Raw genomic sequence first — 15670 nt, 5'->3', positions numbered from 1 at the left:
GCTGTTATCTCTCCTGGATTAGCTCTAAAGCTAATTCCTTTTAGAATTTCATCCGAGGAGTTATACCCGAATTTAACCTCTTTTAATTCGACAACTACCATATCTCTCTCCTCCCTTTCAATACGAGGAACAAGAAGAAGGGAATTCCAAGCATTGACGTTATTATCCCTATCGGGAATATAGCTCCCGGAACGATAGTTTTACTGGCAACTGCTCCGGCGGAGAGAATTAATCCACCGCATAAAATTGATCCAACAATTAAAAATCTCTGATCCTCTCCAAGGAGAATCCTTGCGATGTGCGGGGCGACGAGCCCGACAAAACCTATTACGCCAACAAAGCATATCGCCACTGAAGTAAGAATTGACACATAGAGCAGAATTTCCACTCTTAATGACTCCACATCAACTCCAAGAGATTTTGCTTTTTCTTCTCCCAGCCTCAAAGCCGTAATTTTCCAGGATCTGAAGAGGAGCAGAATCGTAACAGCAATCAGAACGACTGCTACTATTTGAGCTTTGAGTAAAGACGCTTTGGTTAGGCTACCAAAGAGCCAGAAAACTATTGCCTGAAGAGCTTCTTCACTTGCGTAGTACTGGAGTAGGGCTAATAAGGACTGAAACATAAAAGAGATAGCTATACCCCCAAGAATTAGCGTCTCACTCGTAAACCCTCTTATTTTACCGATAGTCAATATCAGCATGCACGTCAGAAAAGAAAAAACGAAAGCGTTTATCGGAACGATGAACTCCGAGGGAACCGCTATAACATAAATTCCAAGTACGTAAGCCAAAGCAGCCCCAAAACCAGCTCCAGAAGAAATACCGAGCGTGTAGGGACTTGCTAACGGATTGTTTAAAATCGTCTGCATTTGTAAACCGGCTAATCCGAGAGCTCCTCCGACAAGGACTGCCATGAGCGTCCATGGAAGCCTGTATCCCCACACGACGATGCTTATTGTATCCTCGCTTGGAGAAATCAAGCTTTGAAGAATTTCGAAGGGACTCAGTTTAATCGGACCAATGATCAAGTTCACAAATGATAGTAGTGAAGAGAGAACTAAAAATAGAAAAATAAATAAAAAACGTTTTTGGACAATTTTTGAGTAAGCATCTGTTATATCTGTCATACTACTCTAACTTTACAGCCCAAACTCCGCTGTACTCTACCGGCAAGAATTTTTCGTGGAACTCTTTCCACGAATTTTCTGGATTCAGATCCTTGAACTCCTCTGGATAAAACCATTTGGCAAAGTACTGCAAAGCTACAAAATCGAAAATGTGTCCGTGGACGAAGTATATATGTATCGCGTAAACTCTTTTGTTTTTAACGGCATTTAGATTTTCCCAGCCAGGGCGTTTTACTTGCTCTTCAATCATGCTCTTCGCCAACTCCTTGTCAATTCCGTACCCAAGATCGACGTTCCATCCTTTCTTTCCTATGAAAATTACAACGTCAGGGTTCTCCTTCAAAACGAATTCTGGACTTATTTCTCCGGATTTTTCAAGGACATTCGCGGCTATATTCCTTCCTCCGGCAAATTCGATCATCTCTCCCCTGTAGTGTTTGTTTCCGTAACTGGTCCACCCTTTTCCGAGAAGGAGGACTTTCGGTCTTTCGCGGGTTTTTTCAATCTGTCTGAGCTTTTTCAGAACTTCTTCAACCTCCTTCTTATAGTATTCGATCAACTCTTTTGCCCTTTCCTCTTTTCCGAGCAGTTTACCGAGAATTAGCGTGCTTTTTTCGTGGGTAGAGACGTTAAAAGGTCTGTAGTAATCTATGAAGATAACTGGAATCCCCGCTTTTTCGAGTTTTGCTAAATCGTCTTTAACGTATTTGTACTGCTCCTTTGACATTATAACAACATCAGGTTGCAGTTCGATTACCTTCTCAGCACTGAATGTGCCCTTCCAAGGATAACCGACGTCGGGAATTTCATCAATCCACGGATACTTTTCGAGATAAGTTTTCCAGACTGTCGGTCTTCTTCCCTCCCAGTAGTATTTGCTCCAACCGACTACCTTTTTGAGCGCATCAATTCCTCCGACAGCCACGTACTCCTCGACGTTAAACGTTATGACTACCCTTTCCACCGGAACTTTTACCTCAACTTTCCTTCCCATCAAATCTTCTATAGTTACGCTTCCCTCCTCTTCGACCTTCTTTATTTCTTTTTGAGCGCAACCAGATACCAAAACGAGCAATAACAGAACGAAGACTCCGATTTTTCTCAAAGTTCTACACCTCCTTTATCCCTTCAGCCAAGAAGTATGATTTCCCGCTCCAAGCGAACCTGTAAAAGACCGGTCTGTTTTTGAGAATCATCTCTCTTATCCAAGTTATGTCTCTGATGGAAACTCTCGACAGTCCAGTTTTTTTCATGAGCTCGGCAACCCTCTCTTCGGTTAGAGATCTGTAGTACGGAAGCGCTTTCTTAACTTCTTTGCTGTAAGAATTGTTTTTTGGAAGCTTTCCTTCAAAAATTACCATTCCCGCTTTTCCTAAGAGTCTTTTTAACGCAGTAAAAATTCCGTGTTCCCAGTTTCCATCTATGATGACCACTTTACCTCCTTTCTTCACAACTCTCTTCCATTCGCTTATCGCTCTTTCTGGGTTTGGTAATGTCCAGAGAACGTGTCTGCATATCGCTGCGTCGAACTCCTCATCGTCGAATGGTAGGTTTTCAGCATCACCAATTCTGAAGTCAATACGAACACCTTTATCTGCTGCCTTTCTTCGAGCGACCTTTAGCATCTCTTCCGATATATCGATTCCAACAACCTCGTGACCAAGCTCAGCCAGTATTATTGCAAGGAACCCCGTTCCCGTGCCGATGTCCAAAATTCTCATTTTGCCTTTGAAAATCTCCGCTAAAACTTCCTTCCATACCTCAGGCAAATCTGTGTGTCCGGGGGATAGGTCGTAGTCTTTGCTCCTGTAATCCCAGTACTTTTTTATCTCCTCTTTTATGTCGATCATTTGCAGCAACTACATCAAATTTCTTAAAAATTTTTCTATTTTTAACACTAACAACATTTAATTTTAAATTTAAGTAATAATTTATGTTATAGTAATTTAAAATCTTAGAAAAATTTATTTAAAAAGCGTTTCGAGTTTGAGGAGTGAACGAGGTGGTTGGTGAAGCCGTGCATATACTACAGACAATTCTACCGAGGATGTTTATTGGAATACTCGCTGGAAACCTGATAATCTCTTCACCGATTTTTCGCCGTTTTGTAGAGTTTTCCGTAAAACTTTTTAGAATCAGAAGTGGAGTTGCAGTAGCCGCGTTTTTCGCAGATAAAGCAGTCGGCACATCTGTTTTGGCAGAAATGTACAAAAAGAGAATTATCGATGAGAAAGAAGTCGTGATTGCATCGGTGCTGGGACTCTTGCCCCTATCAATTCGCAGCGCTTTTTTAACCCTCGCTCCCGTGTCTATTTCCACCCTTGGCTTTAAACTTGGAGCTTCGTTTCTGATAATTGAGCTACTGTCGAAATTCATCGTAGCTGGAGTTGCTTATAGTTTTATCGGAAAGATCACTGTGTCGGAGGAAATAATAGACTATAGAAACGAGCGATCGGGTTTTCACTCCTTACTCTTCGCTTTAAAAACGTTTTTCAGGGTTTCCTTGATAATTTCCCTAACTGTTTTCATCACAACTTTCTTAATCAACTCGGGCAGTTTTACCTCAGTCGACGAGAAATCTATGCTAATTTTAGCTGGGGCGGGCAGCACATTAGCTGGGTTTGGTGTGGCTGGTTCGCTTCTTTCGGAGGGTAAGCTGAAAGAGGAGGCTGTTCTAATTCTTCTTTTTGTGGCGTTGGCGTTGCATAGGGTTGTGGAAGCTATTAGGTACTCAATGCCGATGAACGTGTCATTTTTTGGGTATAAAACTGGTGTAAAAGTGGCTGCGTTAACCCTTTTGGCAAACGAGCTATCATGCGTTGTCGGCTTGGTTTTCGCTTACGCTTCTGTTTCACTGGGGATCATTTGAGGACAACATTTATATAACATTTGAGCAATTGCTCAAATATGGATAAGAGTGTCCCAACCTGCAAAAGCTTCAACAACGAGCAGGTGGAAGTGGTGCTATCGAAACTTCCGGAAGATGACCTAATTGTGGAATTAGCCGAGTTTCTCGAAGCTTTTGCGGACTCAACGAGAATCAAGATTCTTTTAGCATTAACTTTTGGTGAATTGTGCACGTGTGATCTATCCTCAATTACCGGATTGACAGTTTCGGCAATCTCTCACCAACTCAGGACTCTTCGAGACAAAAAGATCGTGAAATATAGGAGAGCGGGAAGGAATGTCTACTACTCCCTTGACGACGAGCATGTTGAGGCGATTTTGAAGGTTGCGATGGAACATATTAAGGAGAGGAGAAAATGAAGAGGTATAAGCTGAAGAATCTGGATTGTGCAACTTGCGCTCTGAAAATAGAGGAAGAATTGAAGAAGCAAGAAGGTGTGAAGTTTGCAGCGGTCAATTTTGCCACAGCAGAGCTTGTAGTAGATGCTGAAGATCACGAAAAGGTTGTTGAAACCGTGAAAAAAGTTGAACCAGAGGTTGAATTAGAGAGTATTGAAAAAGAAGAACTTGACGTAAACAAGAAGAGAGAGATTGGTGTAATTCTCTCCTCAGGCATTCTGTTCGCAATCGGAACGATTTTTAACGAGCAGTTACATGCTATTTTCCCAGCTGAATACATTATTCTGCTAACTTCCTATATCGTAGTTGGCTGGAAGATCATCTGGAAAGCTATTACGAATTTGAAAAATAAAGTTGTCTTTGATGAGAACTTCCTTCTAACTGTAGCGACTCTTGGAGCGATAGCGATCCATGAACTGCCAGAAGCTGTGGCGGTAATGCTCTTCTTCAGAGTTGGAGAATTTCTGCAAGACTTAGCAGTTGACAGATCGAGAAGAGCTATTAAAGCTTTAGTGGAGATAAAGCCTACATTTGCAAATCTCAAAGTAAATGGAGAAATAAGAAGGGTGAAGCCGGAAGAAGTTAAAGTTGGAGATCTAATTGTCGTAAAACCGGGAGAGAAAATTCCTCTTGATGGTATTGTCGTGGAAGGAAACTCTGTTGTTGACACTTCTGCATTAACTGGAGAATCAAAGCCGAGGGATGTAGCTGTTGGAGACGAGGTACTTTCTGGAATGGTAAACATCTCTGGACTAATCGTTGTAAAAGTAACGAGAAGCTTTAGCGAATCGGCGGTCTCCAAAATACTTAAACTTGTTGAGGAAGCAAGCAGCAGAAAGGCTAAGGCGGAGAGGTTCATAACAAGATTCGCGAGATATTACACTCCGGCAGTTATAGCTTTGGCAGCGGGAATTGCCACTATTCCTCCAATAGCTTTCAACGAGCCCTTTTCTCCGTGGATATACCGAGCTCTTGTCCTCCTCGTCATCTCATGTCCGTGCGCCCTTGTTGTTTCTGTCCCTCTCAGCTATTTCGCTTCTATTGGTAAAGCTGCAAGAATGGGTGTGCTTGTAAAAGGCGCAAACTTCATAGACCAGCTAACGTCGACAAGAATTTTTGCCTTCGACAAGACCGGAACGCTAACTAAGGGGTCTTTCAAAGTCGTTGGAATCGTCGCAAAGAATGGATTCAAGGAGGATGAGGTGCTGAAACTTGCGGCTATTGCTGAGAAAAATTCCAATCATCCGATAGCGAAGAGTATCGTTGAAGCTTACGGAGAAGTGAAGGTTGAAGTGAAATCCCACAAAGAGATCCCGGGAAGAGGTGTTGTTGCCGAATTAGATGGAACGAAAATAGCGGTTGGAAACGATGCGATGATGCACGAGTTGAACATCGAGCATGAGTGCTTTGGAGAGGAAACTGTTGTACATGTGGCTGTCAATGGAAAGTACGCTGGATACATAATTGTTAGCGATGAGCCGAAGGAAGATGCGAAGAGAGCGATAGAAGATCTCAAAAAGAGCGGATGTAAGGTTGTGATGGTAACGGGGGATAGCAGAAGGGTTGCTGAGAGAATTGCAAAAGAACTTGGAGTGGATGATTTCTACGCGGAACTGCTACCGTGGCAAAAGGTGGAAGTTATAGAAGATCTCAAAAAGAAGTACGGAGAAAAAGTTGCTTTTGTCGGCGATGGAATAAACGACGCTCCGGTTATAGCGAGGGCAGATGTCGGCATCGCTATGGGGGCGATGGGGAGTGATGCGGCTATCGAAATCGCGGATATCGTGGTAATGGACGACAAACCGTCTAAAGTGTCAGAGAGCTTGAAACACTCAAAAAGAACTCAGAGAATTGTGTGGCAGAACATAACGTTTGCTCTGGCAGTCAAAGGAGTTTTCATCACCCTTGGATCCATGGGTCTTGCTACAATGTGGGAAGCCGTGTTTGCGGATGTCGGAGTAACTTTGATAGCGATTCTCAACTCTATGAGGCTACTGAGGTAGATTAAAAATTTTAAAGGTACTTTCTCAAAAAAGAACGTTGATTGTCTCCTTCAAAAAGATTAATCTCTTCCTCCATGAGCTTCAGTCTCATCAAAGTTCGGTCGAATACTTATTCAAAGGTAAAACTCGCGATCTCTAACCGAAAAATTTATATATTTAACTTGCTAACACAAAGTTAGTAACCAAATAAAATTAATTGCCAGTGAGGGTAATGAAATATGAGGGTGGAAGAGCTGCTTGAATTGCTTGCGAACGAGAGTAGGAGAAGGATAATCGAGTTACTGTCAAGGAAGCCTTGCTATGTTTCAGAGATATCATACTCGCTCAGGATGGCTCCTAAAGTTGTGTTGGAGCATCTTGAAAAACTCGAAAAGGCTGGAATCGTGAAAAGCTTCGAAGAAGGAAGGAGGAGGTACTACTACATAGAAAAACCCCTCAGCCTTTCGATAACTATAACTCCTTACAGGTTCGTTACAAACGTTAGCGAAAATGCCCTTTCAGCTGAGGAGGTCTTCAAGGAAATAAGAGAGCTTTTCGAGAAAAAATCGATGACCGTCTCAGATTTCATAAGGAAAGCAAGCGAGATTGAAAGGAAAATAACCGCCTTGCAGAGGTCTGTCAGCGAATTCATAGACAGAGTTATAGAAAGGGCACTCAGCGAGATCTCCCGAACAATTGAGAGCGAAATGGAGAGGATGGTGGCACTCGAACTTTTAATGGGTGAGGAGAGAGCGGAGAATATAGCCGAAAAAACCGGTTTGCCGTATTCGATGGTTGCGAAAATCCTTGAAGAATTCGAAAAGAGGGGATTGGTTGAAAGGAGATTTGAGGATGGAAAAGCCGTCTATAAGTTAAGGATGGAGGTGGTATGATGGCTAAAAAGGAAGCTGTATTGAGGGTTGCTGAAGCTTATTATAGGGATGTTGGAAGAAGCATCGCAAGGGTAGATCCGGAGGTTATGCAGGAACTTGGACTGCAGAGCGGAGACATAATCGAAATCGAAGGAAAAAGCAAGGTTCCAGCTATTGTGTGGCCCGGATATCCTGAAGACAGAGGAAAGAGAATAATAAGAATCGACGGTAACCTGAGGAGCAACGCTGGAGTTGGCATTGACGATAAAGTAAAAATAAGGAAAGTTGAGGCAAAAGTGGCTGAGAGAGTCGTCCTTGCTCCGACTGAGCCGATTAGAATCATGGGTGGAGAAGCTTACCTTAGAAGACTGCTCGAGGGAAGACCAATAATAAGAGGACAGAAAATCAGAGTTGAAGCTTTCGGACACACGTTAACCTTTGTAGTGGTTTCAACTAAGCCAGCTGGAGTGGTAATAGTTACTCCTACAACGGACTTCGAAATTAAAGAGAAGCCTGTGGAGGAGATAAAGAGAAGCGTCCCCTCAGTGACTTATGAAGACATCGGTGGTTTGAAGAGGGAACTTAGGCTCGTTAGGGAGATGATAGAACTCCCTCTGAAACATCCAGAGCTGTTCGAGAGGCTCGGAATAGAGCCGCCGAAGGGGGTTCTTCTCTACGGTCCGCCGGGAACTGGTAAAACGCTGATAGCTAAGGCTGTGGCTAATGAAGTAAACGCTCACTTTATCTCGATAAGCGGTCCGGAGATCATGAGCAAGTATTACGGAGAGAGCGAACAGAGGCTTAGAGAGATTTTCGAAGAGGCGAGGGAGAACGCTCCGAGTATAATATTCATAGACGAACTCGACAGCATAGCTCCTAAGAGGGAAGAGGTGACTGGAGAAGTTGAGAGGAGAGTCGTCGCTCAGCTTCTAACACTAATGGACGGTTTAGAGGCGAGGGGGCAAGTTATAGTCATTGGAGCAACGAACAGACCTGATGCTATCGATCCAGCTTTAAGAAGACCGGGAAGATTCGATAGAGAAATAGAGATCGGCGTTCCAGACAGACAGGGAAGGAAGGAAATTCTTCAGATTCACACGAGGGGTATGCCGATAGAACCCGACTTCAACAAAGACGATGTTCTCAAAGTTTTGAAGCAGCTCAGAGAAGAGAAGAGATTCGATGAGAAGGAATTAAACGAGTTAATCGAAAAGATAGAAAAAGCGAAGGAGGATGAGATAAAGAAGATCCTCGAAGAGAAGGAGAGCGTATTCAACGAAGTCAGAAACAGATTGATCGACTTAATGCTCGAAGAACTTGCAGATTTAACCGTCGGCTTCGTCGGAGCTGATTTGGCTGCTCTGGCTAAGGAAGCGGCGATGCACGCTTTGAGGAAAAGAATAGAAAAAGGAGAAATTGACGTTGAGGCGGAGGAGATACCAGAGGAAGTTCTGGAGAACCTGAAAGTTACGAAGGAGGACTTCTTGGAAGCTTTGAAGAACATAGAGCCCTCAGCGATGAGGGAGGTTCTCGTGGAAGTTCCGAAAGTGACTTGGGAAGATGTCGGCGGACTGGAGCATGCGAAACAAGAGTTGAGGGAAGCAGTGGAGTGGCCGTTCAAGTATCCAGAGCTGTTCAAATCTGTAGGGATCAAACCGCCGAAGGGCATTCTCCTCTACGGTCCTCCGGGAACTGGTAAGACTCTGTTAGCTAAAGCTGTGGCTAACGAGAGTAACGCCAACTTCATAAGCGTCAAGGGTCCAGAGCTGCTGAGCAAGTGGGTTGGAGAGAGCGAGAAGCACGTTAGGGAGATGTTCAGAAAAGCGAGGCAAGTAGCACCTTGCGTTCTCTTCTTCGATGAGATAGACAGCTTGGCACCAAGGAGAGGTAGCGGTGGAGATACTCACGTAACCGAGAGGGTAGTCAGTCAGCTTCTCACGGAGCTGGACGGTTTAGAGGAATTGAAGGATGTGGTGGTAATTGCCGCAACTAACAGACCGGATATGATCGATCCAGCCTTACTCAGACCGGGAAGACTTGAGAGACACATATACATTCCTCCTCCGGATGAAAAAGCGCGGCTTGAGATATTCAAGATACACACGAGGGGAATGCCCCTTGACGAGGATGTAAGTCTCGAAGAACTCGCCAAGAGAACCGAAGGCTACAGCGGAGCCGACATAGAAGCCGTTTGCAGAGAAGCAGGAATGCTTGCGATAAGAGAAGCTATAGCAAAGGCTAAGAGCGAAGAAGATGTTAAAGAGGTTGCAAGGAAAATAAAAGTTTCGAAGAGACACTTTGAGGAAGCTTTGAGAAAGATCAAACCGAGTCTGACGAAAGAGGATATTGAGAAGTACGAGAAGATAGTTAAAGATTTCCAGAAAATGTACGTGTGAGGTGGTGAGATATGAGGAGAAGGAGAAGGTGGGATTGGTTTGATGAATTTTTCGAGGAATTTTTCGGTAGAGAGTTTGAGATGTTCGATGAGATATTCGAGAGAATGATGAGGGACTTCGAGGAAATAATAAGAAAAGCAGAAAGCGGCGAAATAAAGCCGATTGTCAGAGGATTCAGCATCAGGATTGGACCCGACGGAAAGCCAGAGATAAGAGAGTTCGGAACGAAGCCAATGATAAAGGAGACCGGAGTCGAAGAAAGAAAGCCGCTTGTTGATGTAATAGAGACTGACGACGAAGTGCAAGTAATTGCAGAAATGCCCGGAGTTAGCAAGGAGGACATAGAAGTTAATGCAAGCGAAACCAAGCTTGAGATAAAAGCGGAAGGTGAGAACAGAAGGTACTACGAAGTGGTTGACTTACCGGCTGAGGTAGACCCAGAATCTGCCAAGGCAAGGTACAACAACGGTGTCCTTGAGGTTATTTTGAAGAAGAAGTATCCTAAGAAGGAGGAGAAGAAGAGGATCAAAATAGATTAGCCACCACAGGAGTTAAGTAAGTCTCAACGAGTGCAGCCGTGAAAAAAGCCGGAAGCAAGTACTTCCAGAACTTTACTATTTTTTCGTGAAAAACCCTTGAGAGATTTACCTCTTCGTTTCTTATTTTTTTCAGAACGGCAATTCCGATCTCCATTCCGTAGGCTGCAGATATTATCATCGCTGGAATTTCTATGATTCCGTGGGGGAGAATCATCATCAAGGTCTTTACCAAGCCAATTTCGGCTCCTTTTACCCCCACAACTATGCCCAAAATAAATCCGTTGGTTAGAACGAAGAAGAGGGGAGGAATTAAAAGCACTCCGAGTAATACTGCCAAAAACGCTTTTATCGAGTTGTTGAGAAAAATCACCAAGAAAACTAAGTAGTGGGGAAGATCCACGACGAAATTAAATTGAGAGAACAGGGTATCTACTACTTCTTTTGCAGAGTCTGGATTTTCGATCGAAAAACTGTACGAGGCGAGGGTTGTAAGGATAAACAGCAGAGCGAGGGCGAGCTTTATCATGTCAGACACCGAAGGTCATTCTTAACGCATTCCTAACTCCGGGAGCTAAACCGAGCACCATTATTACGAACTTTATAAATCCTTTTAAATTTTCCTCTTCCTCGGCTTTGTCCAGATACAGCAGAATTAAAAGGAAAATTACGAACTTCAAGGGAATCATGATCCACGGACCGGTTAAAGAAATTAAAAATCTCGGTAAAACGTGAAGTTCCCAGTATCCGAGAAATTGCAAACCCATAAAGCTCGCTGATCCGTCAAGCATTTGCGAGAAAAAGGCTATTCTGCTTTCGTCATTTTTGCTCAGTGCAGAGAAAATGAGAGTGAAGACTAAAGCGAGGGAAATTGAAGCTGGAAAGACCCACCAGTTTTCAATCTGAAGGTTGGAAAGGAGGATAAGAAGGGGGATTGCCGCCAGTATTAAGCCCGTATAAAGGTAAATTTTCAGGTTCCTCATTTTCAAAGCGATTAGAAGCGTAGGAAAGGTTAGAGAGAAGACGAGAATGTAGATCATCGGAGTCATGAATATGTAAGAGATAGGAGGTTGAAGAAAACCAGCGTCTTCAACAACTCTAACGGAGGAGCCAAAGAAGATAAACGGGATCGTGTAAAGCATGAATTTTTTATCGAAAAATAGTCTTTTGCTGAGATATCTGTATATCAGCCAAGCAGCCACAAGAAGTATCGCAGCCCACGTTAGCGTGTTGACGATGTTGTAACCCTGTTTGTAAACAATTGAGTCGATGTAGTATTTCTTTACAAACTCCCAGAGAGACATTGATTAAGCGAGAGATTAGCTGTATAAAAAGATTTGCCGCCTAAATGCTTTTCCAAATCTCGGTCTCCTTACAAACTCTGAGCCATTCACATTCGGAGCAAACTTCTCTCCTCCAAGTTTTCATGGCGCTCTTCAGCCTTTCCCTTATCTCCTTCCAGCTAACCTCTTCACCTTCATTAACTTCAAGGAGCGATAGAGCGAGTTCATCTATCCTCCTTATGTAGTCCTCCCCGTATGCTTTACATTCATTTTCCCAGCTCGGACAGGCTTCACAGACGTCGTCTCCGCCAGAAACAACGACTACCTTTTCAGAAGACACGGCTTCTTTCACAGCCTCAACGAATTCCTTACTGTAACCCTCCCCTTTAAAAAAGTTCAAGCAAATTAAATGATGCCCTCTCAGCTTGGTCATTTCGCCCTCACCTCCGTCGTTATTTTTAAACCTTCAGCGGAGCACACTTTTATCTCATAATTTTCTCCTTCATACCAGTTAAACTCCAGTGAAATGTGCTTTACTTCCTTCGGAGCAATTTTAGTTCTCTCTTTAACAATTACTGGCTTTCCGTTTATGTAAATTGTGTCTATCGTAACGTTTCTGGAGCTAAGGTTTCTAACGCTGATTATTAACTCTTTTTTTCCGTTTTTTGCGAAGTGAACGTTCTCCACCTCAATTTTTTCCGCATCCTCCTGCTGACTTTGAACGGATCTTGAGCCGAAGTAAAAACCGAGAATCATCGTCATAGCTGTTAGATAAGCAGTAACTACTTTTTCCGTGTAAATTGAGAAAATTACGCTCATTATGAGCAAAACGTGGAAGCCGGCTACAAAAGCCCCCGCTATTGCTCTCCTAATCTCCCCTCTGCTTAAACTCCTGTTGTTGAGATATCCGGCGAGAGCAAAAAGTCCAAAGACCGTTAGAACGGCAGTGAGCGTTATCGTTAAAATAGGTAGCCAGTTGCTTATGAGGACGTTTTCGCTTGTAGTATCTCTCGTTTTGTACACGACGAATGCTACCGAAACGAAGACGAGAATCAAAGCGGTGAGGAGTTTCGTACTATCTTTCATCACTTACACCTCTGAAATTTCTTGTTTAAAAATCAGATAAATGTTTTTTCGTAAAAAGTTTGATATGCAAGATGAGCGTTGCTGACGAACTTTCAGTAACTTTCACTTCACACGAAGCACGACGAAAATGTAATAAACTTTTGTGAAAAACTAACTTTCATGGCGGAGGAGGAAAAGAAGAAGATGTACTACTACGGGGAGGAAGAAAAAGCCGAGAAAAAGAAGCTTTACTATTACGGAGAGGAGGAGAAGGCAAAGAAGGAATGAAGAGTTATTTTCTAAGAAATTCTGGAATCGCCCGTTCATCGTACCTCGGATCGAACTTTCTGTCTTCCTCGCTTAGCGGAATGCACACTCTTGAGACCAATCCATTTAACGAGTAGGGAAGCCTTATGAGTCTCATCTCTCCGTTCGTTACCCACTCGTCTATGCCGTAGGAAGAATACATCTTAGCGAGCTCTTCTCTCTCTTTTTTACTCATTCTCGTGGCTTTTTCATCGATTACGTGAACGTGGAATCCCCTTCCAGAATAGACCATCCTAACTTCCCTGAACTCCTCTTTCATATCCTCGTAGATTCTCCAAGCGTACTTTCTTGCTCTTTTGAATTCTATCATGCAGAAACTCAAGCCTTGGTGTCTTTCCATCTTTTCTTTTACTGTTCCGTGGTAGGGGCAGGGAATGTTCTCTGGATCGACATCAAAAGCCAATTCTTGCCCGAGGAAGTTTTCGCAGTTCCAGCAGTCTTTGTAAGCTTTGGGGCAGTTTACGCACTTCTTTAAATCTTTGTAAACGTTTCTGTCATAGTAAACTCCCTCTGGAAGATATTGGAGAACGTATTCGAGCACATCCTTCAGTCCAGAATGCTCATCTATTATCAAAGCCTTCTTCTTTACTCTCTCGTATTCGGGGGGATATATGTCCGTGTGTCTTCCCACTATGACTGCAAAAGCCGTGTTCATTATGTCTCTCCAATTAAGCCATTTCTCACAAAGTTCAAGATCGAATTCATTTTTGTAGAATTTTTCTCTTTCTTCAAGCAGGGAAGGACGCATTCCTCTGGGAAAGTTGTACCTCCTCACGGCAAAGCTTCTGAAATAATAAAGATAAAAATGTTCGGGTAAAGTTTAAAAGACAAATTATCACTTCGAATCTCATGCGTTATTTGAAGGAGAGAGTTTTTGTAGCTTTAGCTGTTTTCACAACCATTCCTTGGTTAATATCGTTTTTTATCGGGATTAAATACGTTCCCCACGTTGAAGCGTTTGTAGCCGGGATTGCTGTAGTTGGAGCTGCTTTTCTCCTCTCATGGGCTGCTGAAACGGCTGAGATGGATGTGCCGAGGTCATTAAGCTTGGCGGTCGTAGCTTTGCTTGCAGTTCTTCCGGAGTACGCTGTGGACATGTACTTCGCTTGGATGGCTGGAAAAGTGGGAGGAGACTACATCCATTACGCAGCTGCTAACATGACTGGAGCCAACAGACTCCTTCTTGGCGTTGGTTGGAGTTTGGTTGCTTTCGTTGCGATGCTCAAAATGAGGAGGAAAGAGATAAGTTTAGATGAGGGAATAAGACTCGAATTCTTCATTCTCCTTGTGGCATCCCTTTACTGCTTTCTAATCCCCCTAAGAGGAAAGATTCTCCTCATAGACTCCGTCGTTTTAATATTTCTTTACGCCCTCTACGTTAAGCTTGCTTTAAAAGCTCCGAGGGAAGAATTTGAACCTGCTGGAGTTCCAGCTTATTTCTGCAATCTTCCAACGAGAAAAAGAAGGGTTTCAGTAGTAATTCTAATGCTCTATGCTGCCTTGATAATTTTCATAAGCGTGGAAGCTTTTGCGGAGGGATTGATAAAAACTGCTGAAAACTTTGGCATAGATGAGTTTCTGATGGTTCAGTGGATAGCCCCTCTTGCAAGCGAGTCTCCAGAGTTCATCGTGGCTATGTACCTCGTTAGAAAGCTCAGAGTTACGGCGGGAATCAACGCTCTCGTGTCTTCGAAGGTTAACCAGTGGACACTTCTCATCGGCTGTCTCGTTATTGTTTACAGCATAGCCTTAGCATATCCTTCCGATTTGCCACTCGACGCAAGACAGAGAGAAGAAGTCCTTCTCACGGCAGCCCAATCCCTACTTGGAGTTGCAATTATAATCGATCTCAGACTTAGTTTCTACGAAGCCGCTCTTCTTCTCTTCCTCTTCCTTCTTCAGTTCGTTTATCAGGGCGTCGAGATGAGGTTATTTCTGAGCTTTTTGTACCTTGCTATTGCGGTTCCGATAATCCTGAGGAATTTAAAAGAGGTGAAGAAGTCCTACGAATTCGTCAGAACCTTAGCGAGGCGTTAGCGGCTATGAATTCATTCACGAGCTTAGCTGCTAATGTTTGGGTAATCTTGTTTGAGTCGGGAATAACCTCTACAACATCAAAACCAATGACTCTGTCGGAAACTTCGTCTATTATTTTTAAAGCGTCCATTGGCTTTAAACCGAAGGGTTCTGGAGTGGAAACTCCGGGGGCGTAAGCTGGATCGAAAACGTCAACGTCGATGGAGAGATAAATTGAATCGTAAGCTTCGAGAATCTCAAGAACTTCTTCAACTCCGTACTCCATGATTTCCCATGAGTAGAAAACTTCTATCCCGTTCTCTTCCGCGAATTCCCTCTCCTCTTTGGTTCCACTCCTAACTCCAACCTGCACGATTTCTCCGGCGAGTTCGTAAATTCTCCTCGAAGTGCAAGCGTGGTTGAAGGGGTTGGAATCGAAGCCATCTCTTAAGTCGAAGTGGGCATCTAAAACGACGTAGCAGAAGTCTTTTAGGTTTCTCGCCACCATGTAGCTAATGGTGTGCTCCCCTCCCAACGCAATGGGAATTCCGCGAATATCTTCCATGAGCTTCGAGACTCTCTCTGAAATCTCTTCGAAGCTTCCGTCACAGTTAACGTTTCCGTAGTCTGCTATTTTAGCAAAATCCAGCTGAAACTCGAAAAAGAGGGAATAACTTTCGAGATTCCAACTCGCTTCTCTTATCGCATTCGGAGCAAACCTCGAACCCGGTTTAAAGGATTGCGTGGCATCGTAGGGC

At 43.5% G+C, this 15670-nt stretch carries 16 protein-coding genes; 7 read left to right on the top strand and 9 right to left on the bottom strand.

Annotation, left to right across the window (positions count from 1 at the left end):
• Window positions 1-94: 94 nt before the first annotated feature.
• From F7C14_RS01820 to F7C14_RS01810, 3 genes are read right to left on the bottom strand one after another with little or no spacing between them, the layout of a single operon-like run.
• The gene (locus tag F7C14_RS01820) at window positions 95-1129 is read right to left on the bottom strand and encodes an iron ABC transporter permease (RefSeq protein ID WP_290899326.1); all 1035 of its coding nucleotides are present in this window, start codon (window positions 1127-1129) and stop codon (window positions 95-97) included.
• A 1-nt stretch (window position 1130) separates the two neighbouring features.
• A complete protein-coding gene (locus F7C14_RS01815; RefSeq protein WP_290899323.1) occupies window positions 1131-2234 on the bottom strand; it encodes an ABC transporter substrate-binding protein in 1104 nt (367 codons plus the stop codon).
• Between the two features lie 4 nt (window positions 2235-2238).
• On the bottom strand, window positions 2239-2979 hold the full coding sequence (locus F7C14_RS01810; RefSeq protein ID WP_290899320.1) for a class I SAM-dependent methyltransferase: 741 nt from the start codon (window positions 2977-2979) through the stop codon (window positions 2239-2241).
• Window positions 2980-3122: 143 nt separating this feature from the next.
• Between F7C14_RS01810 and F7C14_RS01805 the strand changes: the two genes are divergently transcribed.
• From F7C14_RS01805 to hsp20, 6 genes are all read left to right on the top strand, one after another.
• Window positions 3123-3998, top strand: a complete 876-nt coding sequence (locus F7C14_RS01805) for a hypothetical protein (RefSeq protein WP_290899317.1) — start codon at window positions 3123-3125, stop codon at window positions 3996-3998.
• Window positions 3999-4036: 38 nt separating this feature from the next.
• A complete protein-coding gene (locus F7C14_RS01800; protein ID WP_290899314.1) occupies window positions 4037-4396 on the top strand; it encodes a metalloregulator ArsR/SmtB family transcription factor in 360 nt (119 codons plus the stop codon).
• Entirely contained in the window at window positions 4393-6438 is a 2046-nt protein-coding gene (locus F7C14_RS01795) for a heavy metal translocating P-type ATPase (protein ID WP_290899307.1), read from the top strand. The genes F7C14_RS01800 and F7C14_RS01795 overlap by 4 nt, the downstream gene beginning before the upstream one ends.
• Window positions 6439-6656: 218 nt before the next feature.
• On the top strand, window positions 6657-7310 hold the full coding sequence (locus F7C14_RS01790; protein ID WP_290899304.1) for a metalloregulator ArsR/SmtB family transcription factor: 654 nt from the start codon (window positions 6657-6659) through the stop codon (window positions 7308-7310).
• Window positions 7307-9685, top strand: a complete 2379-nt coding sequence (locus tag F7C14_RS01785; protein ID WP_290899300.1) for a CDC48 family AAA ATPase — start codon at window positions 7307-7309, stop codon at window positions 9683-9685. Before F7C14_RS01790 ends, F7C14_RS01785 begins: the two co-directional genes overlap by 4 nt.
• Window positions 9686-9696: 11 nt before the next feature.
• Entirely contained in the window at window positions 9697-10224 is a 528-nt protein-coding gene (hsp20, locus tag F7C14_RS01780; protein WP_290899297.1) for an archaeal heat shock protein Hsp20, read from the top strand.
• On the opposite strand, the gene F7C14_RS01775 is transcribed toward hsp20, so the two are convergent.
• The 5 genes from F7C14_RS01775 to F7C14_RS01755 all read right to left on the bottom strand — a co-directional run bounded on the left by F7C14_RS01775 (window position 10211) and on the right by F7C14_RS01755 (window position 13671).
• Window positions 10211-10750: a stage II sporulation protein M gene (locus tag F7C14_RS01775; protein ID WP_290899295.1), complete on the bottom strand. Its 540-nt coding sequence runs from the start codon at window positions 10748-10750 to the stop codon at window positions 10211-10213. The two genes, hsp20 and F7C14_RS01775, sit on opposite strands and share 14 nt — an antisense overlap.
• Window position 10751: 1 nt before the next feature.
• On the bottom strand, window positions 10752-11525 hold the full coding sequence (locus tag F7C14_RS01770; RefSeq protein ID WP_290899292.1) for a DUF63 family protein: 774 nt from the start codon (window positions 11523-11525) through the stop codon (window positions 10752-10754).
• A 40-nt stretch (window positions 11526-11565) separates the two neighbouring features.
• A complete protein-coding gene (locus F7C14_RS01765) occupies window positions 11566-11937 on the bottom strand; it encodes a DUF1284 domain-containing protein (protein WP_290899290.1) in 372 nt (123 codons plus the stop codon).
• Complete coding sequence (locus F7C14_RS01760) at window positions 11934-12590, bottom strand: hypothetical protein (RefSeq protein ID WP_290899287.1); 657 nt, start codon at window positions 12588-12590, stop codon at window positions 11934-11936. Before F7C14_RS01760 ends, F7C14_RS01765 begins: the two co-directional genes overlap by 4 nt.
• 271 nt (window positions 12591-12861) lie before the next feature.
• The gene (locus F7C14_RS01755; RefSeq protein WP_290899285.1) at window positions 12862-13671 is read right to left on the bottom strand and encodes a DNA primase; all 810 of its coding nucleotides are present in this window, start codon (window positions 13669-13671) and stop codon (window positions 12862-12864) included.
• Window positions 13672-13745: 74 nt separating this feature from the next.
• Here F7C14_RS01755 and F7C14_RS01750 point away from each other — a divergent pair, with 74 nt between their 5' ends.
• Window positions 13746-14933, top strand: a complete 1188-nt coding sequence (locus F7C14_RS01750) for a sodium:calcium antiporter (RefSeq protein ID WP_290899282.1) — start codon at window positions 13746-13748, stop codon at window positions 14931-14933.
• Here the strand turns inward: F7C14_RS01750 and speB are convergent.
• On the bottom strand, window positions 14911-15670 hold a 760-nt coding region (gene speB / locus F7C14_RS01745; RefSeq protein WP_290899280.1), incomplete at its 5' end, for an agmatinase. The genes F7C14_RS01750 and speB overlap by 23 nt on opposite strands.

The sequence above is a fragment of the Ferroglobus sp. genome, from assembly GCF_015521575.1.
Classification (GTDB): Archaea; Halobacteriota; Archaeoglobi; order Archaeoglobales; family Archaeoglobaceae; genus Ferroglobus.
Note: the sequence above shows the minus strand (reverse complement) of the source record. Positions and strands in the feature narration are given on the sequence as shown.

What these genes read in the sequence shown, in the direction of transcription:
- F7C14_RS01820 (WP_290899326.1), bottom strand. Translation starts at nt 1,129, where the DNA reads ATGACAGATATAACAGATGCTTACTCAAAAATTGTCCAAAAACGTTTT.
- F7C14_RS01810 (WP_290899320.1), bottom strand. Translation starts at nt 2,979, where the DNA reads ATGATCGACATAAAAGAGGAGATAAAAAAGTACTGGGATTACAGGAGC.
- F7C14_RS01800 (WP_290899314.1), top strand. Translation starts at nt 4,037, where the DNA reads ATGGATAAGAGTGTCCCAACCTGCAAAAGCTTCAACAACGAGCAGGTG.
- F7C14_RS01795 (WP_290899307.1), top strand. Translation starts at nt 4,393, where the DNA reads ATGAAGAGGTATAAGCTGAAGAATCTGGATTGTGCAACTTGCGCTCTG.
- F7C14_RS01790 (WP_290899304.1), top strand. Translation starts at nt 6,657, where the DNA reads ATGAGGGTGGAAGAGCTGCTTGAATTGCTTGCGAACGAGAGTAGGAGA.
- F7C14_RS01785 (WP_290899300.1), top strand. Translation starts at nt 7,307, where the DNA reads ATGATGGCTAAAAAGGAAGCTGTATTGAGGGTTGCTGAAGCTTATTAT.
- hsp20 (WP_290899297.1), top strand. Translation starts at nt 9,697, where the DNA reads ATGAGGAGAAGGAGAAGGTGGGATTGGTTTGATGAATTTTTCGAGGAA.
- F7C14_RS01775 (WP_290899295.1), bottom strand. Translation starts at nt 10,750, where the DNA reads ATGATAAAGCTCGCCCTCGCTCTGCTGTTTATCCTTACAACCCTCGCC.
- F7C14_RS01770 (WP_290899292.1), bottom strand. Translation starts at nt 11,525, where the DNA reads ATGTCTCTCTGGGAGTTTGTAAAGAAATACTACATCGACTCAATTGTT.
- F7C14_RS01765 (WP_290899290.1), bottom strand. Translation starts at nt 11,937, where the DNA reads ATGACCAAGCTGAGAGGGCATCATTTAATTTGCTTGAACTTTTTTAAA.
- F7C14_RS01760 (WP_290899287.1), bottom strand. Translation starts at nt 12,590, where the DNA reads ATGAAAGATAGTACGAAACTCCTCACCGCTTTGATTCTCGTCTTCGTT.
- F7C14_RS01750 (WP_290899282.1), top strand. Translation starts at nt 13,746, where the DNA reads ATGCGTTATTTGAAGGAGAGAGTTTTTGTAGCTTTAGCTGTTTTCACA.